Source organism: Nocardia mexicana NBRC 108244 (assembly GCF_001613165.1).
GTDB lineage: Bacteria > Actinomycetota > Actinomycetes > Mycobacteriales > Mycobacteriaceae > Nocardia > Nocardia mexicana.
The window spans coordinates 15882-38784 of the sequence record NZ_BDBV01000022.1 but is presented as its reverse complement, the minus strand read 5'-3'; the positions used below and the strand labels follow the sequence as shown (position 1 = coordinate 38784).

General features: G+C 67.9%; 21 protein-coding genes. 6 read left to right on the top strand and 15 right to left on the bottom strand.

The genetic code is table 11. The annotated features are described in order from the left end of the window. Nucleotides 1–22 precede the first annotated feature (22 nt). From NM1_RS08710 to NM1_RS08695, 4 genes are read left to right on the top strand one after another with little or no spacing between them, the layout of a single operon-like run. Nucleotides 23–1849, top strand: a complete 1827-nt coding sequence (locus tag NM1_RS08710) for a flavin-containing monooxygenase (protein ID WP_068016340.1) — start codon at nucleotides 23–25, stop codon at nucleotides 1847–1849. Further along, entirely contained in the window at nucleotides 1846–2811 is a 966-nt protein-coding gene (locus tag NM1_RS08705) for an SDR family NAD(P)-dependent oxidoreductase (RefSeq protein ID WP_174556855.1), read from the top strand. The genes NM1_RS08710 and NM1_RS08705 overlap by 4 nt, the downstream gene beginning before the upstream one ends. Further along, complete coding sequence (locus tag NM1_RS08700; RefSeq protein ID WP_068016338.1) at nucleotides 2802–4511, top strand: thiamine pyrophosphate-binding protein; 1710 nt, start codon at nucleotides 2802–2804, stop codon at nucleotides 4509–4511. Before NM1_RS08705 ends, NM1_RS08700 begins: the two co-directional genes overlap by 10 nt. Beyond that, nucleotides 4511–5929, top strand: coding sequence for an aldehyde dehydrogenase family protein (locus NM1_RS08695; RefSeq protein WP_068016335.1), 1419 nt, complete (start codon nucleotides 4511–4513; stop codon nucleotides 5927–5929). Before NM1_RS08700 ends, NM1_RS08695 begins: the two co-directional genes overlap by 1 nt. 19 nt (nucleotides 5930–5948) lie before the next feature. Here the strand turns inward: NM1_RS08695 and NM1_RS08690 are convergent, their stop codons facing one another. From NM1_RS08690 to NM1_RS08680, 3 genes are read right to left on the bottom strand one after another with little or no spacing between them, the layout of a single operon-like run. Beyond that, a complete protein-coding gene (locus tag NM1_RS08690) occupies nucleotides 5949–7640 on the bottom strand; it encodes a nitric oxide reductase activation protein NorD (RefSeq protein ID WP_068016333.1) in 1692 nt (563 codons plus the stop codon). Then, complete coding sequence (locus NM1_RS08685) at nucleotides 7637–8455, bottom strand: CbbQ/NirQ/NorQ/GpvN family protein (RefSeq protein ID WP_068016329.1); 819 nt, start codon at nucleotides 8453–8455, stop codon at nucleotides 7637–7639. The genes NM1_RS08690 and NM1_RS08685 overlap by 4 nt, the downstream gene beginning before the upstream one ends. A 1-nt stretch (nucleotide 8456) precedes the next feature. Further along, the gene (locus tag NM1_RS08680; RefSeq protein WP_068016326.1) at nucleotides 8457–9629 is read right to left on the bottom strand and encodes a spirocyclase AveC family protein; all 1173 of its coding nucleotides are present in this window, start codon (nucleotides 9627–9629) and stop codon (nucleotides 8457–8459) included. A 108-nt stretch (nucleotides 9630–9737) separates the two neighbouring features. On the opposite strand from NM1_RS08680, the gene NM1_RS08675 reads away from it, so the two are divergent. Further along, entirely contained in the window at nucleotides 9738–10388 is a 651-nt protein-coding gene (locus NM1_RS08675; protein WP_068016322.1) for a TetR/AcrR family transcriptional regulator, read from the top strand. Here the strand turns inward: NM1_RS08675 and NM1_RS08670 are convergent. Genes NM1_RS08670 through NM1_RS08640 form a run of 7 tightly spaced genes read right to left on the bottom strand, consistent with a single transcriptional unit; the run spans nucleotide 10354 to nucleotide 16509 of the window. Then, on the bottom strand, nucleotides 10354–11598 hold the full coding sequence (locus NM1_RS08670) for a metal-dependent hydrolase family protein (RefSeq protein WP_174556854.1): 1245 nt from the start codon (nucleotides 11596–11598) through the stop codon (nucleotides 10354–10356). The two genes, NM1_RS08675 and NM1_RS08670, sit on opposite strands and share 35 nt — an antisense overlap. Continuing rightward, nucleotides 11595–11930 (bottom strand): hypothetical protein, encoded by a 336-nt coding sequence (locus NM1_RS08665; protein ID WP_068016319.1) that lies wholly within the window; start codon nucleotides 11928–11930, stop codon nucleotides 11595–11597. The genes NM1_RS08670 and NM1_RS08665 overlap by 4 nt, the downstream gene beginning before the upstream one ends. Beyond that, nucleotides 11927–13201 (bottom strand): aromatic ring-hydroxylating oxygenase subunit alpha, encoded by a 1275-nt coding sequence (locus NM1_RS08660; protein WP_068016317.1) that lies wholly within the window; start codon nucleotides 13199–13201, stop codon nucleotides 11927–11929. Before NM1_RS08660 ends, NM1_RS08665 begins: the two co-directional genes overlap by 4 nt. A gap of 33 nt (nucleotides 13202–13234) precedes the next feature. Beyond that, on the bottom strand, nucleotides 13235–14074 hold the full coding sequence (locus NM1_RS08655) for a TauD/TfdA dioxygenase family protein (RefSeq protein ID WP_068016854.1): 840 nt from the start codon (nucleotides 14072–14074) through the stop codon (nucleotides 13235–13237). Between the two features lie 42 nt (nucleotides 14075–14116). After that, nucleotides 14117–14452: a hypothetical protein gene (locus NM1_RS08650; RefSeq protein WP_068016314.1), complete on the bottom strand. Its 336-nt coding sequence runs from the start codon at nucleotides 14450–14452 to the stop codon at nucleotides 14117–14119. Between the two features lies 1 nt (nucleotide 14453). Beyond that, nucleotides 14454–15719, bottom strand: a complete 1266-nt coding sequence (locus NM1_RS08645) for an aromatic ring-hydroxylating oxygenase subunit alpha (protein ID WP_068016312.1) — start codon at nucleotides 15717–15719, stop codon at nucleotides 14454–14456. Between the two features lie 19 nt (nucleotides 15720–15738). Next, entirely contained in the window at nucleotides 15739–16509 is a 771-nt protein-coding gene (locus tag NM1_RS08640) for an SDR family NAD(P)-dependent oxidoreductase (protein ID WP_084519323.1), read from the bottom strand. 155 nt (nucleotides 16510–16664) lie between these two features. Between NM1_RS08640 and NM1_RS08635 the strand changes: the two genes are divergently transcribed. Further along, nucleotides 16665–17258 (top strand): TetR/AcrR family transcriptional regulator, encoded by a 594-nt coding sequence (locus NM1_RS08635; protein WP_068016309.1) that lies wholly within the window; start codon nucleotides 16665–16667, stop codon nucleotides 17256–17258. Nucleotides 17259–17263: 5 nt separating this feature from the next. On the opposite strand, the gene NM1_RS08630 is transcribed toward NM1_RS08635, so the two are convergent. The 5 genes from NM1_RS08630 to NM1_RS08610 all read right to left on the bottom strand — a co-directional run bounded on the left by NM1_RS08630 (nucleotide 17264) and on the right by NM1_RS08610 (nucleotide 22897). Beyond that, a complete protein-coding gene (locus NM1_RS08630) occupies nucleotides 17264–18412 on the bottom strand; it encodes an acyl-CoA dehydrogenase family protein (protein ID WP_068016306.1) in 1149 nt (382 codons plus the stop codon). 77 nt (nucleotides 18413–18489) lie between these two features. After that, nucleotides 18490–19632 carry a thiolase family protein gene (locus NM1_RS08625; RefSeq protein WP_068016301.1) on the bottom strand — a complete coding sequence of 381 codons (1143 nt, stop codon included), beginning with the start codon at nucleotides 19630–19632 and terminating at the stop codon, nucleotides 18490–18492. A gap of 107 nt (nucleotides 19633–19739) precedes the next feature. After that, nucleotides 19740–20966 (bottom strand): CaiB/BaiF CoA transferase family protein, encoded by a 1227-nt coding sequence (locus NM1_RS08620; protein WP_068016298.1) that lies wholly within the window; start codon nucleotides 20964–20966, stop codon nucleotides 19740–19742. Beyond that, nucleotides 20966–21730 carry an SDR family NAD(P)-dependent oxidoreductase gene (locus NM1_RS08615; protein ID WP_068016296.1) on the bottom strand — a complete coding sequence of 255 codons (765 nt, stop codon included), beginning with the start codon at nucleotides 21728–21730 and terminating at the stop codon, nucleotides 20966–20968. Before NM1_RS08615 ends, NM1_RS08620 begins: the two co-directional genes overlap by 1 nt. Continuing rightward, a complete protein-coding gene (locus tag NM1_RS08610; RefSeq protein ID WP_068016845.1) occupies nucleotides 21731–22897 on the bottom strand; it encodes an acyl-CoA dehydrogenase family protein in 1167 nt (388 codons plus the stop codon). It abuts the gene before it with no gap. Nucleotides 22898–22903 lie beyond the last annotated feature (6 nt).

Sequence of the window (22903 nt, the reverse complement as noted above, 5' to 3'; positions counted from 1 at the left end):
CGACACTATCCAGGATGTCCGAATGCAGCACTGCGAGCCCACCGTAACCCCCGACGTGGACAGGGACGCCCTGCGGGAGAAGTATCTGGCCGAGCGCGACAAGCGGCTGCGTCCCGATGGGCAGCAGCAGTATCTCGAGGCCGAGAACGGATTCGCGGAGTTCTACGAGAGCGATCCGCACCTGCCGGTCGTGCCGCGCGAACCGATCGACGCCGATATCGAGGTGGTCGTGCTCGGGGGCGGTTTCGCGGGCCTCATCACCGCGCACCGGTTGCTGCGGGCGGGCGTCCCGGATTTCCGGATCATCGAGCTGGGCGGCGATTTCGGCGGCGTCTGGTACTGGAACCGCTATCCCGGCATCCAGGTCGACTCGGACGCGTACACGTATCTGCCGCTGATCGAGGAAACCGGCTACATGCCGACGGAGAAGTTCACCCACGGCGACGAGAACTACGAGCACGCCCGGCGCATCGGGAAACACTTCGGCCTCTACGACAAGGCGGTCTTCCACACCCTCACCCGTTCCCTGGAATGGGATGAGGAGATCAAACGCTGGCGGATCGGCACCAACCGCGGCGACGATATTCGCGCCCGCTTCGTCGTGATGTGCCAGGGGCCCTACAACCGGCCCAAACTGCCCGGCATCCCGGGCATCACCGACTTTCAGGGGCATACCTTCCACACCGCCCGCTGGGACTACGACTACACCGGCGGCACCCTGCACGGCGGGCTGGATCGCCTCGGCGACAAGCGTGTCGCCGTCATCGGCACGGGTTCCACTGCCGTGCAGGCCATTCCGCACTTGGCACGCGGCGCGAAACATCTCACCGTCTTCCAGCGGACCCCGTCCTACATCTTCGAGCGCGACAACCATCCGACCGATCCGGAATGGGCGCGGACATTGACGCCGGGCTGGCGCACCGAACGTCAGCGCAATTTCCACAACGCCGCCTTCGCGTTCTACAGCCCCGGCGAACCCGATCTGATCTGCGACGGCTGGACCGAGGTCGCCCGCAATCTGGCCGCGAAGCTGAACGAGACCGGGGGCTGGGCGGCGCTGGCCGACCCGGCGAAGTTCCTGGAACTCAAGGAGATCGAGGACTACCGGGCGATGGAGCGGCTGCGCCGGCGCGTCGAGGAGATCGTCGAGGATCCGGAGACGGCGGAGAAGCTGAAGCCGTACTACCGCAACATGTGCAAGCGGCCGGTCTTCAACGACGACTACCTGCCGACCTTCAACCGCCCGAACGTCACCCTCGTCGACGTCTCGGAAACCAAGGGCGTGGAACGCATCACCGAGCAGGGCATCGTCGCCCGCGGCGTCGAGCATCAGGTGGACTGCATCATCTTCGCCAGCGGCTTCGAGATCACCACCTCGCTGGACCGCCAGTACGCCATCGCGCCGTTCACCGGGCGCGCGGGCCGCTCGCTCTACGAGCATTGGCGCAAGGGCTTCCGCACGCTGCACGGCATCACGGCACACGGCTTCCCCAATATCTTCTTCACCGGATTCATTCAGGGCGGCGTCACCGCGGCCACCACCCTGATGTTCGAGCAGCAGGCCGACCACATCGCCTACCTCATCGCGCAAGCGCGTGAGCGCGGCGCGACCGTCGTGGAACCGAGCGCGGAGGCCGAGGCGGGGTGGGTGCGGACGATCCGCGAGAACACCGTCGACAACAGCACTTTCGTCACCGAATGCACGCCCGGCTACTACAACAGCGAGGGCGAGCCGAACGGCCGCTCGTTCCTCGGCGATCCGTTCTGGGGCGGGTTCTACGTGCTCGAGGAGTTGCTGCGGGCGTGGCGGGACGCGGGCGAGCTGGAGGGGATGGTCCTGAGCGAATGAGCCCGGACGAGCAGACGAACAAGGCCCGGGGCGCCGTGCCGGAGTTGAGATTCGATGATCGCGTCGCGGTGATCACCGGCGCGGGGCGGGGTTTGGGACGGGCCTACGCACGATTGCTGGGCGCCAGGGGCGCCAAGGTGATAGTCAACGACACCGGCGCCGCCATCAGTGGCGACGGTGCGGATCTCGATGTCGCAGGCCAAGTGGCACAAGAAATTTCGGCCGAGGGCGGCGAGGCGGTGGCCTGCACCGAATCCGTGGCCACCCCCGCGGGCGGCAGCGCGATCGTCGAATCCGCCCTGGACGCCTACGGCCGCATCGACATCCTGATCCACAACGCCGGGAACAACCGCTACGCCCCGCTGACGGAGATGACCTACGACGACTTCGAGGCCGTCCTCGACGTGCACCTGCGCGGCGCCTTCCACGTCGTGCGTGCCGCGTTCCCCCGGATGCGCGATGCCGGATACGGCCGAGTGGTGCTGACCTCATCGATCGGCGGCCTCTACGGCAACACCAAGGTGGCCAACTACGCCGCGGCCAAGGCGGGCATCATCGGCCTGTCCACCGTGGTCGCCCTCGAGGGCGCCGAGCATGGCGTGCGATCCAATGTGATAGTTCCCGCGGCCCTGACCCGGCTGGCCGACGGGCTCGACACCTCCGCCTACCCGCCGATGCAGCCGGAGCTGACGGCGCCCGCCGTCGGCTGGCTGGCCCACGAATCCTGTTCGATCACTGCGGAACTGCTGGTCGCGATCGCGGGACGCATCGCGCGGGCGTTCATCGCCGAGACACCGGGCGTGTACCGGCCGTCCTGGACGGTCGAGGAAGTAGCCGAACACATCGACGCCATTCGCGACACGAAGGACTTCTGGCTGCTGCCGGCGGTCCCCTCGGGCCACGCCGAGCACATCGGCCGGAGCTTCGCGATGGCCACGGAAGGACAGCGAACATGGCGGTGAAAGTCTACGAACGCATTCTGGACTTGTTCGAGGCCGAGGGCATCGATACGGTATTCGGCATTCCCGATCCCAATTTCGTCCACCTGTTCCACCTCGCCGAGCAGCGCGGTTGGAACGTGGTGGCGCCGCACCACGAGGAGTCGGCGGGCTTCATGGCGGAAGCGGTGTCGCGCATGACCGGTAGGCCCGCGCTGGCCATCGCCACGCTGGGACCGGGCGTCGCGAATCTGGCCGGATCGGTCATGTGCGCCAAGGTGGAGAACTCCCCCGTCGTCTTCCTCGGCGGGCAGCGCGCCCGCATCACCGAGCAGCGGGTGCGGCGCGGCCGGATCCAGTTCGTGCGACAGGCCCCGCTGCTGGAGAACTCAGTGAAGTACAGCGCCAGTATCGAATACGCCGATCAGACCGACGAGATCATCCGCGAGGGGCTGCGCAGGGCGCTGTCGGGCACCCCGGGACCGGTGTACATCGAATACCCCTCGCATGTGATCCTCGAGGACCTGGACGCGCCGCCCGCGTTGCCGCCCAGGGACTATCGGCTGGTCGGCCAGACCGCCGGTCCGGACAGAATCGCCGCGGCGGTCGACTTCATCCGCGCCGCGAAGCAGCCCATCCTGCTGGTCGGGCACGGGGTGCACACCGCGCGAGCCGGAGAGTCGGTCAAGGCGCTCGCGGATCTCGTCGCGGCGCCGGTGCTGCAGACCTCCGGCGGCACCTCGTATATCGCGGGGCTGGAGGATCGCACCTTCCCGTACGGCTTCTCGAAGGCCGGTCTGGAGGCGGTCGTGCAGTCGGATCTGGTCGTGGCCATCGGCACCGAACTCGGCGAGCCCGTGCACTTCGGCCGCGGTCGGCACTGGGTGGCGAACGAGGCCAACCGGAAATGGATTCTGGTGGAACAGGATCCGGCGGCGATCGGCGTCAACCGCCCGATCGATGTGCCGCTGGTCGGCGACCTGCGGGCAATCGTGCCGCAGCTGGTCGAGGCGCTGCGCGACACCCCGCGCACGCCGACGCCGGAGCTGCGGCGCTGGATCGAGCAGGACGCCGCGCAGCTGGCGGTATTGGCGGAGACCGCACCCTCCGGCGGCACCCCGGTGCATCCCGCCCGGATGATCGTGGAGGCGACGAATGCGTTCCCCGCCGAGGGCATCATGGTCCGCGACGGCGGCGCCACAACCATTTTCGGCTGGACCTACTCGCAGGCCAAGCCGCGCGACGTGATCTGGAACCAGAACTTCGGCCACCTCGGCACCGGCCTGCCGTACGCGGTGGGAGCGTCCGTGGCCGACGGCGGCACCCGGCCCGTCATGCTGATCACCGGCGACTCGTCGTTCCAGTTCCAGATCGCCGAGCTGGAAACCGCTGCGCGACTGAACCTTCCGCTGGTGTGCGTGGTCGGCGTCGACTACGCCTGGGGTCTCGAGGTCGGCGTCTACAAGCGCACCTTCGGGCCGGAGGACTCGCGGCGGCCCGGCGTGCACTGGAGCACCGACGTGCGGCTGGACAAGGTGGCCGAGGGCTTCGGCTGCTACGGCGAATACGTCGATCGCGACGCGGACATCGCCCCCGCCATCAAGCGCGCCTACGCCAGCGGCCGGCCCGGCGTCGTCCACGTCGCCGTCGACCCGAAGGCGAATTCCGAGGAAATGCCCAGCTACGACGAGTTCCGAACCTGGTACGCGGAAGGACAGCAGTAATGCGCGAACTCCTGAAGTTCTATATCGGCGGTGCATGGGCCGACCCGGCCCACAACCAGACCTTCGATGTCGTCGATCCGGCCACCGAGCAGATCTGCGGGCGGGTCGCGGCCGGGTCGGCGGCCGATGTGGACCGGGCGGTGGCGGCGGCGCGCGCGGCGTTCCCGGGCTGGTCGGCGACCGAGGTCTCCGAGCGGATCGCGGTGCTGCGCAATATCGCCGCGGAATACGGCAGGCGGCGCGGCGACCTGGCCGCCGCCCTGACCGAGGAGATGGGCGCCCCGGCGGCGCTGGCGGGCGGCTTCCAGGTGGACCTCGGCGCCGGGCACCTGTCGACGGCGATCGAGATCCTCGAGCAGTACTCGTTCTCCGAGCAGCGCGGCGCCACCTTGATCGTCAAGGAGCCGATCGGCGTCTGCGGTCTCATCACCCCGTGGAACTGGCCGCTGAACCAGATCGCCGTCAAGGTCTTCCCGGCCCTGGCGACCGGATGCACGGTGGTGCTCAAGCCCTCCGAGCAATCGCCGTTCAGCGGGCACATATTCGCCGAAATCCTCGATGCCGCAGACGTTCCCGCCGGGGTTTTCAATCTCGTCCAGGGCGACGGGCTGGGTGCGGGCGCGCCGCTGTCGGCGCATCCGGATGTGGACCTGATCTCGTTCACCGGCTCCACCCGCGCGGGCATCGAGATCGCGCGCAATGCCGCGCCGAGCGTGAAGCGGGTGACCCAGGAACTCGGCGGCAAGAGCGCCAATATCGTGCTCGACGACGCCGACCTGACCCGCAATGTCGGTTCGGCCGTCGCGACCCTCATGAACAACTCGGGCCAGACCTGCAGCGCGCTGTCACGCATGCTGGTGCCGAACTCCCGCATGGACGACGCCGTCGCGGCGGCCCGAGACGCGGCGTCCGGCCTGTCGGTGGGCGATCCGACCGGGGATGTTGCAGTGGGGCCGGTGGTCTCGGGCGTGCAGTTCGACAAGATCCAGGCGCTGATCCGCAAGGGCATCGACGAGGGCGCGACCCTGGTCGTCGGCGGCACCGGCCGTCCCGACGGGCTCGCCAAGGGTTACTACGTCAAGCCCACGGTCTTCGCGAATGTCGGCAACGACATGACCATCGCCCGGGAGGAGATCTTCGGCCCGGTCCTGTCCATCCTCGGCTACGACGACATCGATCAGGCCGTCGAGATCGCCAACGACACCGAGTACGGACTGGCCGGAAACGTCGCGGGCGCCGACCTCGAGCAGGCCCGCGCCGTCGCCCGCCGCATCCGCGCCGGCTGGGTCACGATCAACGACGCCTTCGATTTCCACGCCCCGTTCGGCGGCTACCGCAAGAGCGGAAACGGCCGCGAGTGGGGCGAATTCGGCTTCGAGGAGTACCTGGAGACCAAGGCGATCCTGGGGTACGCGTAGTCCGGAGCCCCCGCCCTACTCACCGGACCGCCCGCGGCGCGCTCAGCTCCCGGAGGGCGGACAGGAACAATTCATCCATCCGCGGACTCAGTTCGGCCAGGGTAGTGGCCCTCGCATGGCCGGCGGCGCCGAAGACACGTTCCAGCGCCGCCGTACTCGTGGCGGCGCCGAGCGAAAGGCACAGGCACGCAATGCCGTCCGCGCGGAGCTCTTCGAGCGCCCGGTTGGCGTCGGCTTCCGCGTATCGGCCTTCGTAGCCGTCGTCGTACGGAAAGCCATCCGAGAGGACGACCAGCAGCCGGTTCCGAGTGCCGCCCTCCGCGTCGAGAATCCTTCCCGCACCGCGGATCCCGGCGCCCAGGCGCGTGTAACCCGACGGCTGGAGCCGGTTGAGCCGGGCCCGCCCGACGGCGCCGAAACGCTGCGCGAACGTCTTGATCGCGGGCAGCTCGACGGCGTGCCGACCGTTCGACCGGAAGGCGTACACGGCGACTCGGTCACCGAGTTCCTCGAGCGTCACCGCCAGCGTGGCGGCCGCCCGCCGCTGGTGATCGTGCACGGCGAGGCCGTCCGGATCGGTGTCGGTCGCGGATCCGGAGGCATCGAGCAGGATGAGGACGCCGAGATCGCGGGCGAGTTTGCGGTGTTCAAGATAGACGTGTTCCGGCCGCGAGTAGCCGGAGCGCAGATCGATGAACAGATCGATGAGCGCCTCGATATCGAGCTCGTCGCCGTCCGCGCGGCCGCGCAATACCGTGGGGCCGAGGCCGATTCGGGCCAGGCGCCGCCGGAGCACATCGTCGTGCGGCACCCCGGCGGCGGAGATGTCGGCGGCGGCCGTGAACGGGAAGTCGATGACCCGGCACCAGTCGGGCCGATACCCGTTGCCGTGTACGTCCCATTCCGGATAGAGCGCGCCGCCGACGCCTACGGCCGCACCGGGCCTGCCGTCGCCGGTGAAGCGGATGGGCGTGGGAAGCGGACTGGCATGCGCGCCGATCTCCTGTACCCGCCGGACAGCGCGCACCTGCATCTCGGCACCGGCGGCACCGTCGCCGGGCGAACGCGAACTGCCGAGCAACTTGCGGAAGTAGTCCGAGAGAGCCCGGGAGTTGAACAGCGGATTCTCGAACAGCCGCAGGATCTTGCTCGCGCCGGATTGCTCCGTATCGCCGTCGGATTCGGTCTCGGGGATGTCGATGAGATCGAATTCCAGGCGCAGTTCCTTCCGCGTGGCCCGCGCGCCCGGTCCGGCCGCGGGCTCCAGCAATCGGGAGGGCTTGATGACGCCGAACCAGTCCGGCGGATCGGCGACATCGGTTTTCCCCTTGGCTATTTCAAGAGATTCACCCGCGGTTGTGGTGCGCGGTACACCGCCGGGGCGGAGCTCGGCGGCAAGTGGCAGGCTCCCGGCGAGTTCGGCGAGCGCACGGTGGCCTTCGAGAGCCAGGTACCGGCGCGCGAGCGCGGGACGTCCCCGGAGAGCCTTCACCCACTGCCGGTCCAGGCTTCCCGCGGCGAGTAGGGCGGCCTGCACCAGCAATTCGCGGCGCTGCTCCCCGACGGGGAAACCCGCCGAGACGAAGACGACCCGGCCGTCGGTGTGCGCGACCTCGCCGGCGGCAGCCTCCGCGGTATCGACAGCCCTCCCGGCGATGCAGGTGCCGAGTAGCCGAAACCGGCTGGGGCCGTTCGGATCCGGGGCGGTCATGGCCGGGGCAGGACAGCGTCGACGAGTTCGCCGAGGGCGCGGACGACATCCGGATCGTCGGACAGCGCCTGGACTACGGCCGACTGCGCGGCGCTGCGCAGGCTCAGCCCGGCCGCGACGAGACCTCCGGCGAGGATCAGCATGCGGGTGGACGACACCTCGCGCAGCGGTGAGCCCTCCAGATTCCGGATGGCATGGCCGAGCGTGACCAGGACATGCGCTGTCTCGCTGTCGATCTCGGCCTCGTGGGCGACCACCTCGGTCTCGATCTCGGCGGGCGGGAAGTCGAGTTCGATGGCGACGAAACGCTGCCGGGTCGATTCCTTGAGGTTCTTCAGGACGCTCTGATAGCCGGGGTTGTAAGAGATCACCAACTGGAATCCGGGCGCCGCGCGCAGCGTCGTGCCGAGTCGATCGACCGGAAGCTCGCGGCGGTGGTCGGCGAGCGGATGGATGACCACGGTGGTGTCCTGGCGCGCCTCCACCACCTCGTCCAGATAGCAGATGGCGCCCTCGCGCACCGCCCGGGTCAGGGGCCCGTCGACCCAGACCGTTTCCCCGCCTTTGAGCAGGAAGCGGCCGACCAGGTCCGCCGACGTCATATCCTCGTGGCCCGCGACGGTGATCAGGTCGCGGCCGAGCTCGGCGGCCATGGCCTCCACGAAGCGCGTCTTTCCGCATCCCGTGGGGCCCTTGAGAAGTACCGGCAGGCCGCGGCGCGCCGCGGCGCGAAAGACCTCCACCTCCTCGCCGACCGCACGATAGAACGGCGACTCCGGGGCGGATAAGACAGCGGTGGGTCGACTGTTCGACATCTCAGTTTCCTCGGTCGAAGGGAACGGGTTTCGGAAGTTCGACGCCCTCCGGAAGGATCAGGCGGCCTTCGGGATTGATGTAGCCGGTGTCGTTTCCGGGAATGGGCAGCACAGGATCGGGACACAGCCGCCCCGTCCCTTCGCCGCAAATGCCCATATCGAAATACGAGCGCTTCTGGATGTCCTCGGGCCAGGGATCGGCATGCATGGCGAACCACTGCGCGGGCAGGTTGTAGCAGACGAAGAAGAACACGCTGCACGCCGCGAAGATCGCCAGGAAACGCGTGAACTGCTGCCGCACGAACCCGCCCTGGATACGCTCCAGCCCGCGCTCGACGAATGTCCGGCCACGATCGTCGGTGAAGTAGCGCAGCGAGCACAGCCCCGCCTGGACGCCTCCCCACATGAGCCCCTCGTAGAGCGGCCACTGGTAGTAGGTGCCCGCGTTGATCGAGAGGGATTGGATCGCACCGGGATAGGTGAACAACCCCATCGGCATCAGGAACAGGCCCTCGATGACGAAGTCGAAGAAGAACGTCCAGACGATCAGCACGCCGATCAGCCCGGCATTGCTGATATTCGGCCATTTCGCCTTGGCTCGGCGCATCACCCAGCAGCCGAGGATCGTGCACAGCAGAACCCCGTACGAGTAGCCCGGCGCATTCATCAGCAGCGGTTCGGCCATCATGGCGCCCGGTTCTCCGAACGACCGCCAGCCCGGAATGTCCAGCACCCACGAGCCCCGGTTCCACATCCAGGTGTTGTAGGTGCTCCACGTATTGAAGTAGTTCAGCAGCGGATCCTGGAAGAACAACAGGCCGCAGGCCACCAGCAGCATGCCGTCGAGCGTTATTCGCCGCTCCCGCCGCCAGGGCCGGACGATGAAGTAGTAGATGCCGACCGGCAGGCCGACCAGGATCACGGCGGTCCAGGTGAGGAGAATCGCCTTCATCAATGTCGGCGGATCGCTCGGCCCGGCGGGCACCCGCTCGAAATGCGGCCCGGTGACCCAGCGAATCCACACGTAGAGCTGAAAGGCGAGGATCGCGCCGCCGACGACGGCCCAGACCCGGACCGGAGTGATCGTCGATCGAACCTGGCTGCCGAGCGGGCCCGCTCCCCCCAGCGACTCGGTGACGAAGGGTGTGTGCTTTCTCTTCGACGGTCCGCTCATCACGCCGTCTCCTTCTGATTCGTTGCGGTACAGCGCTTTCCGCCAATATACCAGTGGGTATCTCAGAGACTCATAGGTTTCTCGGATCCTGTTGATAAGCTGGCCGCCATGGTCGAACAGTGGACGGTGGAGCGGCGCCTCGAGCGCACCCGTGCGCTGCTGCTGGATGCCGCGGAGGCGGTATTCGCCGAAAAGGGCTTCATGGCAGCGACTCTCGACGACATCGCGCGCACTGCCGGGTATACGAAGGGCGCGATCTACAAGCACTTCGCCGCGAAGGAGGACCTCTTCCTCGCGGTGAGCGACCGGTACTGGCGCCGCTATTTCGATACCTTCGCCGAGGTACTGTCGGCGGTCACCGAGGTCGGCTCGCGCGAACTCGACGAGATCGCCCGGCGGTGGCGGCAGCTCAGCACCGAACGCGGCGCCGAACAGGCGGCGCTGGGCCACGAGTTCACGCTGTATCTGCTCCGCAACCCCGAGGCGCGAGAACGCGTGGCGGCCAAGCGGTCGGAGGTCGTGGAGGCGCTGGCGAAGTTCATCGCCGAGGGTCTCGACCGAATCGGCGGAACGCTGCTGATCCCGGCGTCGACGTTCGCGCGCGTGCTGGTCGCCACCACCGATTCCGTCGTGCTCGGCAGCCGACTCGACGACGTCGACCTCTACCGGCCGACCCTCGAAATGTACGTATCGGTCATCGAACTGCCCTGCCCGAGCACCGGAATCAGCGGCGCAGGACCGTGCGGCCGTCCTTCATGACGAAGCGCACGTCCTGAGTGGTCGTGATATCGCTCGTGGGATCGCCCGGTACGGCGATGATGTCGGCGAGCAGCCCCGGCGCCAGGCGGCCGCGATCGTCCGCTCCGATCAGCTCGGCGGCGGTGACGGTGGCGGCGCGCAACGCCTGCGCCGGTGTCATGCCCCGGTCCACCAGCGCCCACAGTTCCTTGGCATTGTCGCCGTGCGGCACGGCGGGAGCGTCTGTGCCACAGGCGATCCTGACTCCCGCGCCGATCGCCTTGCGGAGCGTTTCCCGCGCCCGGGGGAACACCTCGGCGGCCTTCTTCCGCAGTGCGGGAGCGGCCCCGGAGATATCGAGGCCCTCGGACAGATAGCTGGTGGGCACCAGGAAGGTGCCGTGCTCGACCATCATGGCGAGGGTGTCGTCGGAGGCCAGCGATCCGTGCTCGATGCAGTCGACCCCCGCCCGAATGCACGCGCGGATCCCGGCGTCGCCGTGCGCGTGGGCGGCGACACGGACTCCGGCGCGGTGCGCCTCGTCGACGATCGCGTCCAGCTCCTCGTCCGAATACTGTTGCGCGCCCGCGACCGTGCCGTGCGACATCACCCCGCCCGACGCCGAGATCTTGATGACCTCGGCTCCGTATTTGATTTGGTAGCGCACGGATTCGCGGACCTGGGGCACGCCGTTGGCACGGCCCTCCTCCACGCTCAGCGGCATGATGTGCGGGGCGAGGCGCTGGAACATGGTGGGGTCGAGGTGACCGCCGGTCGGGGTGATGGCATGCCCGGCCGCGACGATGCGAGGGCCCTCCACCCAGCCCTGCTCGATGGCCCGGGCCAGGTCCACGTCCAGCAGATAACCGCCCGTCTTCACCATCAGTCCCAAGTTGCGGACCGTGGTGAATCCGGCGTGCAGGGTGGTGCGGGCGTTGATCGTGGCGCGCAGCGTCCGGTACACGGGGTCGTCCTGCACACCGTGCATCGGGTTCGGCAGGCCGGAGGGATTGTCCGGACCGCCGATGAGCAGGTTGATCTCCATATCCATCAGCCCGGGCAGCAGCGTGACGTCACCCAGGTCGATCACGCGCGCCGTCGCGGGCGTCTCCGCCGGGTCTACGGCCGCAATGAGATTGTCCTGCACCACGATCACCGCGGGCGCGTGCACCCGGCCGGTGTCGACATCCACCCACCGGGCCGCGCGCAGGACGATGCGCTCCGCGCTCACGGGATCGGCTCCACGACGCACTCCAGGGCGGCCGCACCGGTGTCGGGGATCCTCGGCTGGCTCCACACCTCCACCGGGAAGGACACCGTGATCATCGAATACAGCAGGTACAGCAGGTGCTGGACCTCGTCGGGCAGGTCATCGAGCGCGAACCCGTCGCAGTAGGCCAGCGCGGCCTCCGCGCGCGGTGTGATCGCGTCGTAGAAGCTCTGCATCTCCGTCATGGTGCTCGCCAAGCGCCGGGCGTATCGTTCGGATTCACTTGCCAGGCACCAGGTCTCGGCGAACGGCTCCAGGTCGGCGAACTCCTTCGGCAGCAGTGTGGCGGTCATCGCCGCGCCACCTCCGCACGCTCCCGGCGGTATTCGCCGACCCAGTCCCCCGCCACCTTGTGCAGGTGCCGCAGCAGGATCTCCTGGTCGTTCAGCGGAAAGGCCGTGACCGCACGGGATTCCAGCATGATCTGGGTGGCCTCCAGGGTGCTGCTGTCCTGCAGCCCGTACTCCTTGAACGTCACCGCGGCCATCTCGTGCGCGACCCGTTCGCGCGCGGTGCGGGCGGGCGGGAAGTACAGCGTGCCCTCGAAGATGTGCGTGTTGTGGGAGGTCGGCCAGTAGTGATAGGTCAGATACCAGCCGCCGGACCAGATCAGGATCACGAAGTTGGGCCACAACTGGAACGAATCGAGGCCCCACGGGTCGCATCCGGCGGGGTTGAGGCTGGCGGGCATCGGCCCCAGATCCGGTGTGTCCCAAGGACCGAACAGGCCGCTGCGGGTGAGGTCCTCCATCGGTTTACGCATCTCGGGGTCGAGTTCCCAGGTGACCACGCCGGACGTGCTGACCAGCCGGTGCGGGCCGTCGAGCCGGTAGTGCGGCGCCTCGAAACCGGCCTGCTGCGCGGCCATGGAGTAGTTGTCCGGCGTCTGCTTTCCGTGCAGCACCGCCGCGTGATAGAACTCCTGGAACGCGTCCATGTACAGCTTCCAGTTGGCCCCCACCTCGGAGCGGTAGCAGAACCGCTCGGTGAGCTTGTCGAAGGGATAACCCTCGAGACCGGTGACCATGGGGCCCAGGAATTCCCGCAGCGTCTGACGCGGTTCCCGGTCGAGGTTCACGAAGATGAATCCCGCCCACACCTCGCAGTGCACGCGCACCAGTCCCAGCTCGTTCTTGTCCAGGTCGAAGAACTCGCCCTCCTGCTGCACGAAATTCAGCGACCCGTCGAGGTTGTAGCGCCAGCCGTGATACTTGCAGGTGAACTGGCGGCAGGTGCCGGAGACCTCCGCGCGGGGGAATTCGTGCCACACGAGCTTGTTCCCGCGATGGCGGCAGATATTGTGAAACGCGTTGACGGTGCCGTCGCGGTCGCGCACGAGAATGACCGATGTGTGCGCCGCCGCGATCTCCTTGGTGAAGTAGCTGCCGGTGCGCGGAAGTTGTTCGACGCGGCCGACATTGAGCCAGGCGCGTTTGAAGATCGCCTCCCGCTCGAGCTCGAAGAACTCCGGCGAGATGGAGTCGTCGTAGGACATGGGCGCGGTGCCGAGTTCGGGGTAGTGCTGGGTCCAGCTGCCTTCGGCGGGCTTGGGCCAACGCGGCATGGTGTTCTCCTGGGGCCGGGGATGTGGGGCTGGTTATCGGATCGGTTCGTCGCCGAGCACGGTGGTGCGCAACATTTCTCGCGGTGAATTCGCCGCATAGGGCGCGGCGCGATGGATCACGCCGCGGTTGTCCCAGATCACGGTGTCGCCGACCGACCATTCGTGGCGGTAGACGCGGTCGGGCGCGGTGCAGCGGCGCAGCAGATCGTCCAGCAGCGCGCGGCTCTCGCCGGGGTCCATGCCGACGACGTGATCGGTCGACGCGCCGAGGACCAGCGAGCGGCGCCCGGACTTGTGCGACCAGACCAGCGGGTGTTCCTTGGACGGACGGCCGCGCCACGCGGCCAGCTGTTCCGGTGTCGGCTCCGCGGTGACCAGCCGCTGCGACGCCTCGAGGGAATGCACGACGCGCAACGACGCCAGCCGCGTCCGCTCGGATTCGGTGAGATCGTCGTAAGCCTTGTAGGTGGAGGCGAATTCGGTCTCCCCGCCGGTGGCGGCGACGGCCTTGGCGGAGAGCATGGTCGCCATTTGCGGGTAGGCGTCGTCCTGCGGCGTGCAGCCGTCGATATGCCAGTCGAAGGTGGCGCGCAGATAGTTCGCCGAGGAATTCTTCGTGGTGTCCAGACTGACCCGGTAGATGCCTTCCACCGGATGGTGTCCGGGCTCGGTATCGATCTCGCCGAGTTTGCGACAGAACGCCACCTGCGTTTCCGGGTCCAGGTGCAGCCCGCGAAACACCAGCACGCCGTATTCTTCCAATGCCGCGAGCACGGTGGCGGCCGCGGCGTGGTCGGCGAGCAGCTGTGCGCGGTCCACCCCGGTGACGGCCGCTCCGACGCCCTCGCTGAATCTGTCGATGGTGATCGTCATCTCGAATGTCCTTCCGGCCCGCGGATATCGGCGGCGCATGGATTACGGCAGCGGTTCGGCGACGCGTTCGATCTCGGCGTCGGCGCTGTCGGTGGGTTTGATCTGCTGGAAGATCTCGACCGCCATGGCGACCATCACCAGCGAATACACCAGCTGCAGCAGATGCAGCGCGTCCTCGGGCAACTCCTCGAGCGGGAACTTGTCGCAGTAGGTGATGGCGTCGTCCAGCCGGGGCAGGAAGGCGTCGTGAAAGGCGATCAGTTCCGGCATGGTGGCGGCCATGCGGCGCGCCCACCGTTCGGATTCGGTTGCCAGGCACCAGGTCTGCGCGAATTCCTCGAACTCGGTGAATTCCGGGGGTAGCAGGTTCTCCGGCATGTCACGCCCCCACGAACTCGCGCCGATACTCGCCGACCCGGTCGGCGACCGCCTGGTGGAAATGCCGCACCAGGATCTCCTGATCGTTGACCGGGAAACGGGTGACCCCGGCGGTGCGGTACGCGGATTCCAGGGCCGTCTGGGTGCCGGTCAGCATGCCCGCGTCCTGCAGGGCGAATTCCTTGAAGACCACCGAAGCGACCTCGTGCTCCACCCTTTCGCGCACCGTGCGGGCGGGCTGGAAGCACAGCACGCCCTCGAAGCGGTGGGTGTTGTAGGAGGTGGGCCAGTACCGGTAGAGCAGGTACCAGCCGCGGTAGATCAGGATCTCGATATTGGGGAAGATCTGGAAGTTATCGATTCCCCACGGTTCGACGCGGCCGGGGTTCAGGCCCGCGGGCATCTCGCCGAGGTCGGGTGACTCCCAGGGCCCGACCAGGCCGCTGCGAGTGATGCGTTCGATCGGGTACATGTATTCCGGCGGCAGGGTCCAGCGCCGCGCGCCGCCGGTGGACACCATCCGGTGCGGGCCGTCCACCTGGAAATGCGCGCATTCGAACCCTTTTCCGGTCCGCACCGGATTCGGCACCTGCTGCGGGTGCAGTCCCGGGACGTGGTAATACTCCTGGAACGCGTCCGCGAACAGCTTCCAGTTGCTGTGGTTGTCGGCGGTGAACTCGTACCGTTCGGTCATGTTCTCGAAGGGGTAGCCGTCGAGACCGGTGACCATGGGGCCCAGGAATTCCCGCAGCGTCTGGCGCGGTTCCCGGTCCAGATTGACGAACACGAATCCGGCCCAGACGTCACAGTGCACGGGCACCAGGCCGAGTTCGTCCCTGTCCAGGTCGAAGAACTCGCCCTCCTGCTGCACGAAATTCAACGACCCGTCGAGGTTGTAACGCCAGCCGTGATACTTGCAGGTGAACTGTCGGCAGGTACCCGACACCTCGGCGCGCGGGAACTCGTTCCACATCAGCTTGTTGCCGCGGTGGCGGCACACATTGTGAAAGGCGTTGATATCGCCGTCGCGGTCGCGCACCACGATCACCGACGTGCGGGCGGCGGCGATCTCCTTGGTGAAGTAGCTGCCCGTCCGCGACAGTTGTTCTATGCGGCCGACATTGAGCCAGCAGCGTTTGAAGATAGCCTCGCGCTCGAGTTCGAAGAACTCCGGCGACACCGAATCCTCGAACGAGATCATCGAGGTGCCGAGTTCGGGATAGTGCTGGGTCCAGCTGCCCTCCACGGGCTTGGGCCATTGGGTCACGATCGTTCCTCCCATTCGGTCAGATGACGGCTCCGCCGTTGACGCCCAGCACCTGGCCGGTGACGTACCCCGCCTGCTCCGAGCACAGGAACAGGCAGGCGGCGGCGATATCGTCCCCGGAACCCAAGTGCCCCACCGGGATTGCCTGTGCCATCGTGTGGTTGTCGGGCAGGTCTCCCGCGGCTTGGGATCGGCGCGCCATCGGCGTGTCGATGCCCGACGGCGGAATGGTGTTCACGGTGATGCCGCGGGCGGCGTATTCGCGGGCCAGCGCCTTGGTCATCGCGACCACGGCGCCCTTGGACGCGGTGTAGTGCACCATCCCCGGCGAGCCCCGTTGCGCACTCGACGAGGAGATGGTCACGATCCGCCCCCATCCGCCCGTCACCATGTCCGGGACGGCGGCCTGTACGCAGTGGAACGTGCCGGTCAGATTCACCGCGATGATCCGGTCCCATTCCTCCGGCGCGATATCGGTGAACGGCGCGAACCCGACCGCCCCCGCACTGGTCACCAGGATCTCCACGGCCCCGAATTCGGCACGGACCTTGTCCAGGGCCTCCTCGACCGCACGCCGATCGGTCACGTCCGCCGCGCACGCCATCGCCGCGCCGCCCCTGGCCAGCAGGTCTTCGGCGGTCCGCCGCGCGGCGGCGGCGTCGACGTCCAGCACGGCGGTGCGGTAGCCGTGGTCGGCGAAGGCGCGGCAGATGGCCGCGCCCATGCCGGAGGCGCCACCGGTCACCACGGCGACGCGCCCGGGCCGGGTGTCCTTGGGACTGTTCATCATTCGGGCCACTCCTCTGCTCGTGGACCACGATTCCGTCGAGTTAATCGACTGCCTAAATTAGGCGAGTGATTAAGATATACGGCAGGCCGTCGACAGCTGTCAATGGTCTTCCGGCAGCACCCTTTACACCGGGCACGACCCGAGGAGGCCACCAGATGAATCCGGGCCGCAACGCCGACCCCGAGAACTCCGCGACGCGCACCGCGCTCCTCGACGCGGCGCAGGAGATCATGCTCGAGGAGGGCTACGCCGCGGTCAGCACCCGGCGGCTGGCCGCTCGGGCGGACGCCAATTCGGCGCTCGTGTACTACTACTTCGGCACCATGGACAACCTGTTCGTCGAGCTGTTCCGGCGCGGCGCCGAACGGAGCTACCACCTGCAGGTCGAGGCCCTCGCCGCCCCGCAACCACTATGGGCGCTCTGGGAGGCGATACACGACCAGTCACAGACGGCACTGACCATGGAATTCGTCGCTCTGGCCAACCACCGCAAGACGATCCGCGCCGAGATCGCCGAATCCTCCCGGCGATTCCGCACCCTGCAGCTCGACGCGGTGACCAAGATCCTCGCGGACTACGGGTACGAATCCGACACCTACACGCCCGCCGCCGTGGTGCTGCTGATGTCCAGCATCTCCCGCTTCCTGCGCATGGAGGAGGCGTTCGACGTCGACGCGGGCCACGACGACGTGATCCGGATGATCGAGACCTTCCTGCGCGACGTCGAGGGCGAACGACGCGGCGGGTGAATCGACTACAACCCCAGGTCTCGGGCCACGATCATCTTCATGACCTCGCTGGTGCCCGCGTAGATGCGCGCGACCCGCGCGTCGGTGTACAGGCGGGCGATCGGGTACTCCATCATGTAGCCGTAGCCGCCGAACAGCTGCAGGCAGCGGTCGACCACGCGGGCCTGGACCTCGGTGCAGAACAGTTTCACCCGGGCGGCGTCGGCGCCGGACAGCGCGCCGTCGAGCAGGTCGAGCACGGCACGGTCGACCATCGTCTGCGCCGCCTCCACCTCTGTCGACATCGCCGCCAACTCGAATTTGGTGTTCTGGAAGGAAGCGACCGGTGTGCCGAATGCCTTGCGCTGCTTGGTGTAATCGATGGTCGCGGTAATCGCGGCGCGGGCCTGGGCGACCGAGCCGACCGCCACCGTCAGCCGTTCCTGGGGCAGATTGTGGCCCAGGTATCCGAAGGCCGAGCCCTCCTCGCCGAGACGATTGGCGACCGGCACCCGCACGTCGGTGAACGACAGCTCCATGGTGTCCTGCACCTTGCAGCCCATCTTCTCCAGCATGCGACCGCGGGCGAAGCCGGGCATGCCGTCCTCGACGACGAGCAGGGTGAGGCCGGCGCGGCGGTTGCCCGGATCGGTGGCGGTGCGGGCGACCACGATCACCAGGTCGGCGAGCAGCCCGCCGGTGATGAAGGTCTTGGCGCCGTTGAGGATGTAGTGGTCGCCGTCGCGGACGGCGGTGCTCCGCATGCCCGCGAGGTCCGAGCCGGTGCCCGGTTCGGTCATCGCGATCGCCGTGAGCGACCGGCCCGTCGCCAGCCCCGGGAACCACCGCTCCCGCTGCGCGGCGTCGGCGTATTCCAGGAAATACGGCAGGATGACGTCGAGTTGGGTGCGGACGGTGCCGAGGGTGACCAGGGCGCGGGCCGCCTCCTCCTGCAGGATCACGTTGTAGCGGTAGTCGCGCAGTCCCGCGCCCCCGTACTCCTCGGGCAGCGCGAAACCCAGCAGCCCGAGATCGCCCATCTCGGTGAAGATCTCCAGCGGCATGACGCCGGACTTCTCCCACTCCGGATAGTCCGGCACGATCCGCTTCTCTACGAAATCGCGGGCCAGTTGCCGGAATGCCTCGTGATCGGCGGTGAACAATTCTCGTCGCACGCCGTACCTCCGTTCAGATCAGCCGGAATGCGTCGTGGTCGGCGGTGAGCACTTCTCGTCGCATGCTGTGTCTCCGTTCAGATCAGTTCGACGACCGTCGCGTTCGCGGTGCCGCCGCCCTCGCACATGGTCTGCAGGCCATAGCGAATCCCGTTGTGGCGCATGTGGTGAAGCATCCGCGTCAGGAGCACGGCACCGGATCCGCCGAGCGGATGGCCGAGGGCGATCGCGCCACCCAGCGGGTTCGTCAGTGCCGGGTCGGCGCCGGTCTCGGCCAGCCACGCCAGCGGGACGGGCGCGAATGCCTCGTTCACCTCGAACACGCCGATGTCGCCGAGCGCCAATCCCGCCTTCCCCAGGACCTTTTCGGTCGCGGGGATCGGGCCGGTGAGCATCAGTACCGGATCCGAACCCGCCACCGCGCCCGCGCGGTAGCGGGCCAGCGGGGTCAGGCCGAGTTCACGTGCCTTCTCCGGCGTGGTCAACAGCAGGGCGGCCGCGCCGTCGGATATCTGTGAGGAGTTGCCCGCGTGGATCGCGCCGTCCTCCCGGAATGCCGGTTTCAACCCCGCCAGCGTGGCCGCGGTGGTGCCGCGGCGAATGCCCTCGTCCGCGTCCACCACGCCGGAATCGGTTGTGACAGGTACGATCTGGTTTGTGAAGGCCCCCGCGTCCTGGGCCGCGACCGCGAGTTCGTGGGACCGGGCGGCGTACTCGTCCAGCCGGGTGCGGGTGAATCCCCATTTCTCCGTGATCAATTCGGCGGAGAGGCCCTGGTTGAAGGAGAAGTCGTCGTAGCGCGACAACGCTTTCGGCCCGTACGGCCGGCCCGACGCACGCGCCGCGCCCAGCGGCACCCGGCTCATCACTTCGACGCCGCCCGCGACCACGACGTCCTGCTGCCCCGACATGACGGCCTGCGCGGCGAAATCCACCGCCTGCTGGCTGGATCCGCAGGCGCGGTTCACGGTGGTGCCCGGAATGCTCTCCGGCCAGCCCGCCGCCAGCACCGCATAGCGGCCGATATTGCTGGACTGGTCCCCCACCTGGGACACGCAACCCCAGATCACATCGTCGATAACGGCCGGGTCCACGCCCGTGCGCTCCGCCAGCGCGATGAGCACCACCGCCGACAGGTCCGCCGGGTGCACGCCGGACAGCGCCCCGTTGCGTTTGCCGACGGCGGTGCGAACCGCGCCAGCGATAACTACCTCACGCATCTGCTATCTCCCGTCCTCGGTGGTGGTTTCCGGCCAAAACTGCGCCGGAAATGAAGACAGGGCGGCCTCGCCATGTCGTCGACGGTGCCGCCGGGAACACCGGGTCGTCATTCGCGGGTACCGATCACGCGGTCGTTGCGGAGTCCATCGAGTTCTGCTGCTGTACAGCCGATTTCGGTGAGTACGGCGTCGGTGTGGGCGCCGAGCGCCGGGACCGGGTTCATCGGCGGCTCGAAGCCCTCCAGAATTGCCGGTGGCAGCAGTGACGGCACCGGCCCGCCCGGGGAGTCGATGGTGCGCCAGCGGTTTCGTTCCACCAGTTGCGGATGCTCGAGGACCTCGCTGGGCCGGTTGTAGCGGGCATTGCCGATTCCGGCGTCGTCGGCGGTCTTCTGGATCTCGGCCAGATCGTGACGGCCACACCAGGCGGCGATCACCTCGTCCAGTTCGGCGCGATGCCGGACCCGGCCCGGATTGCCCCGGAAGCGTTCCGCGGCAGCCAGATCCGGGCGGCCGAGGATATCGCTGGCGAGGCGCTGCCATTCGCGGTCGTTGGTGGTACCGAGCACCACCGTCTGCCCGTCGGCGGTGGGATAGGCCCCGTACGGGGCGACGGCGGGCGAGCTCATCCCGAGCGGCTGCTGGTCCACCCCGGCGTGCCGGGCGTAGGTCAGGTGGTAGCCCATCATCTCGGCCATGGTGTCGAACAGGCTCACCGCGATGGTGCCGCCGCGGCCCGCGCCGCGCGCCCTGCCCTGCAATGCGGCCAGGATCGACAGTGCCGCATACAAACCCGTGGTGACATCGGCGACGGGCGGGCCCGGTTTGGCCGGGGCGCCCGCGGTGCCGGTAACCGCGCACACCCCGGACTCGGCCTGGACCAGCAGGTCGTAGGCCCGCTTGTGCGACAGCGGGCCGCCGGAGCCGAAACCGTCGATCTCGACGGCGATCAGGTCCGGATAACGCGCGGCCAGATCCGCGGGCGCCAGCCCCAGGCGCGCGGTCGCGCCGGGCGCCAGATTCGACACCAGCACATCGGCGCGCTCGAGCAGCCGGTGCAGCAGCCCCACGCCCGCTTCGGATTTCAGATCGAGCGCGACCGATTCCTTGCCACGGTTGACCCAGACGAAATGGGCGGCCTGACCGTGCACCACATCGTCGTAGTGGCGCGCGAAGTCACCGCCCGCCGGGTTCTCCACCTTGATCACGCGGGCCCCGAAATCGGCCAGGGTCCTGGTGCACATCGGCGCGGAGACCGCCTGTTCCAGGGCGACGACCGTGATCCCGGCCAGTGGCCCGCCGACCGACGGTTGTCCCGTACCGCCGCCGCCCATCAGATCACCGTGCCGCCGTCCACCGGCAGCACCTGCCCCGTGACAAAGGAGGCCGCATCGGAGGCGAGGAAGACGAACGCGCCCGCGACCTCCTCCGGTTCGGCCCAGCGGCGCAGCAGGATTCGATCGAGCATCTGCCCGGAGAACTTCTCGTCCGTGCGGATGGTTTCCGTCATCGGTGTCGCGGCCAGCGGCGCGAGCGCGTTCACCAGAATGTTCTTGCGCGCCAGCTCTTTCGCCAGCGACTTGGTGATGCCGATGATCGCGGCCTTGGCGGCCGAGTAGTTGACCTGACCGAGCGTGCCGACGAGCCCGGCGGCGGAGGTGACGTTGATGATCCGGCCGGTGCCGTCGGTGGCCAGGTGAGACAGCGCCGCCTGAGTGCAGTTGATGGTGCCGAGCGCGTGAATGTCGAACAGCCGCTTGACCGATTCGGCGGTGGTCTTCGCGAACATCGCGGGTGCGGTGACCCCGGCATTGTTCACGACGATGTGCAGCACCCCGCCCGCGAGTGCCGCGGCCCGCTCGGCGGCGGCATCGGCCGCCTCCCGGTCGGTGACATCGAACGCGAAACTCGCTGCCGTACCGCCGTTTCCGGCGATCTTCTCGGCGACAGCCGCGGCGGCATGCTCGTCCAGGTCGGTGACCAGTACCGCCGCACCGGCCGTGGCCAGCGCCTGCGCGACGGCCGAGCCGATCCCCCCGGCGGCACCGGTGACGAGGGCCGAGCGCCCGGTCAGGTCGAATAGTCCGCGCTGCGTCATTCAGTAGCTCCTCGGCAGTCCCAGGGTGTGCGACCCCAGATAATTCAAGATCATTTCCTGGCTCACCGGCGCGATGCGCATCACGCGCGCCTCCCGGAAGTAGCGGGAGACGTGGTACTCCTCGGCGTAACCCATCCCGCCGTGCGTCTGCAGCGCCCGGTCCGCGGCGGTGAAACCCGCGTCGGCGCACAGGTACTTGGCCGTATTCGCCTCGCGCCCACAGGATTTCCCGCGGTCGTAGCGCCAGGTCGCCTTGCGCAGCATGAGTTCGGCGGCGTCCAACCGCGCCAGCGAGTCGGCCAGCGGGAACTGGATGGCCTGGTTCATGCCGATCGGCCGGTCGAAGACGACGCGCTCCTTGGCGTAGCGCACGGCCCGGTCCAGCGCGACCCGGCCCAGGCCGAGCGCCTCGGCGGCGATCAGCATCCGCTCCGGATTGAGGCCGTCGAGTAGATACCGGAAGCCCTGCCCCTCCTCGCCTACCCTGTCCTCCACCGGGATTCGCAGATCGTCGATGAATACCTCGTTGGAGGTGACGGCATTGCGGCCCATCTTGGCGATCGGCCGAATCTCGACGTGCGCACGGTCGAGGTCGGTGAGGAACAGCGTCATGCCGTCGGTCTTCTTGGCGACCTCGTCGTAGCGCCGCGTCCGGGTCAGCAGCAGGATCTTCTCCGACTCCATCGCCTTGGAGATCCACACCTTGTGCCCGTTCACGACGTAGTGGCCGCCGTCGCGACGCGCGAAGGTCTGGATACGCGGAGTGTCAAGGCCCGCACCGGGTTCCGTCACGCCGAAGCACACGTGCAGATCACCGGCGGCCACGCGCGGCAGCGTGCGGCGCTTGAGTTCTTCGGACCCGTGCACGACCACCGGATGCATCCCGAAGATCGACATGTGGATCGAGCTGGCGGCGTTCATGCCGCCGCCGGAGCGGGAGACCTCCTCGGCCAGCAGGGTGGCCTCGGTGATGCCGAGGCCGTGGCCGCCGTATTCCTCCGGGATCGTCAGGCCCAGCCAGCCACCCGAGGCGATGGCCCGGTAGAACTCGGCGGGGAATTCGTGGTCCCGGTCCTTCTCCATCCAGTAGTGGTCGTCGAACTTGCGGCACAGCTCGGCCACCGATGTCCGGATCAGTTCCTGATCCTCCGACAGTGCGAAGTTCATGCCCGC

Bases quoted from the DNA above. Each gene is read 5' to 3' on its own strand.
- NM1_RS08705 (WP_174556855.1), top strand. From the start codon at position 1,846: ATGAGCCCGGACGAGCAGACGAACAAGGCCCGGGGCGCCGTGCCGGAG.
- NM1_RS08620 (WP_068016298.1), bottom strand. From the start codon at position 20,966: ATGGGCGGCGGCGGTACGGGACAACCGTCGGTCGGCGGGCCACTGGCC.
- NM1_RS08615 (WP_068016296.1), bottom strand. From the start codon at position 21,730: ATGACGCAGCGCGGACTATTCGACCTGACCGGGCGCTCGGCCCTCGTC.
- NM1_RS08680 (WP_068016326.1), bottom strand. From the start codon at position 9,629: ATGAGCGGACCGTCGAAGAGAAAGCACACACCCTTCGTCACCGAGTCG.
- NM1_RS08695 (WP_068016335.1), top strand. From the start codon at position 4,511: ATGCGCGAACTCCTGAAGTTCTATATCGGCGGTGCATGGGCCGACCCG.
- NM1_RS08685 (WP_068016329.1), bottom strand. From the start codon at position 8,455: ATGTCGAACAGTCGACCCACCGCTGTCTTATCCGCCCCGGAGTCGCCG.
- NM1_RS08655 (WP_068016854.1), bottom strand. From the start codon at position 14,074: ATGACGATCACCATCGACAGATTCAGCGAGGGCGTCGGAGCGGCCGTC.
- NM1_RS08625 (WP_068016301.1), bottom strand. From the start codon at position 19,632: ATGCGTGAGGTAGTTATCGCTGGCGCGGTTCGCACCGCCGTCGGCAAA.
- NM1_RS08675 (WP_068016322.1), top strand. From the start codon at position 9,738: ATGGTCGAACAGTGGACGGTGGAGCGGCGCCTCGAGCGCACCCGTGCG.
- NM1_RS08640 (WP_084519323.1), bottom strand. From the start codon at position 16,509: ATGATGAACAGTCCCAAGGACACCCGGCCCGGGCGCGTCGCCGTGGTG.
- NM1_RS08660 (WP_068016317.1), bottom strand. From the start codon at position 13,201: ATGCCGCGTTGGCCCAAGCCCGCCGAAGGCAGCTGGACCCAGCACTAC.
- NM1_RS08710 (WP_068016340.1), top strand. From the start codon at position 23: ATGCAGCACTGCGAGCCCACCGTAACCCCCGACGTGGACAGGGACGCC.
- NM1_RS08665 (WP_068016319.1), bottom strand. From the start codon at position 11,930: ATGACCGCCACACTGCTGCCGAAGGAGTTCGCCGACCTGGAGCCGTTC.
- NM1_RS08650 (WP_068016314.1), bottom strand. From the start codon at position 14,452: ATGCCGGAGAACCTGCTACCCCCGGAATTCACCGAGTTCGAGGAATTC.
- NM1_RS08610 (WP_068016845.1), bottom strand. From the start codon at position 22,897: ATGAACTTCGCACTGTCGGAGGATCAGGAACTGATCCGGACATCGGTG.
- NM1_RS08690 (WP_068016333.1), bottom strand. From the start codon at position 7,640: ATGACCGCCCCGGATCCGAACGGCCCCAGCCGGTTTCGGCTACTCGGC.
- NM1_RS08635 (WP_068016309.1), top strand. From the start codon at position 16,665: ATGAATCCGGGCCGCAACGCCGACCCCGAGAACTCCGCGACGCGCACC.
- NM1_RS08700 (WP_068016338.1), top strand. From the start codon at position 2,802: ATGGCGGTGAAAGTCTACGAACGCATTCTGGACTTGTTCGAGGCCGAG.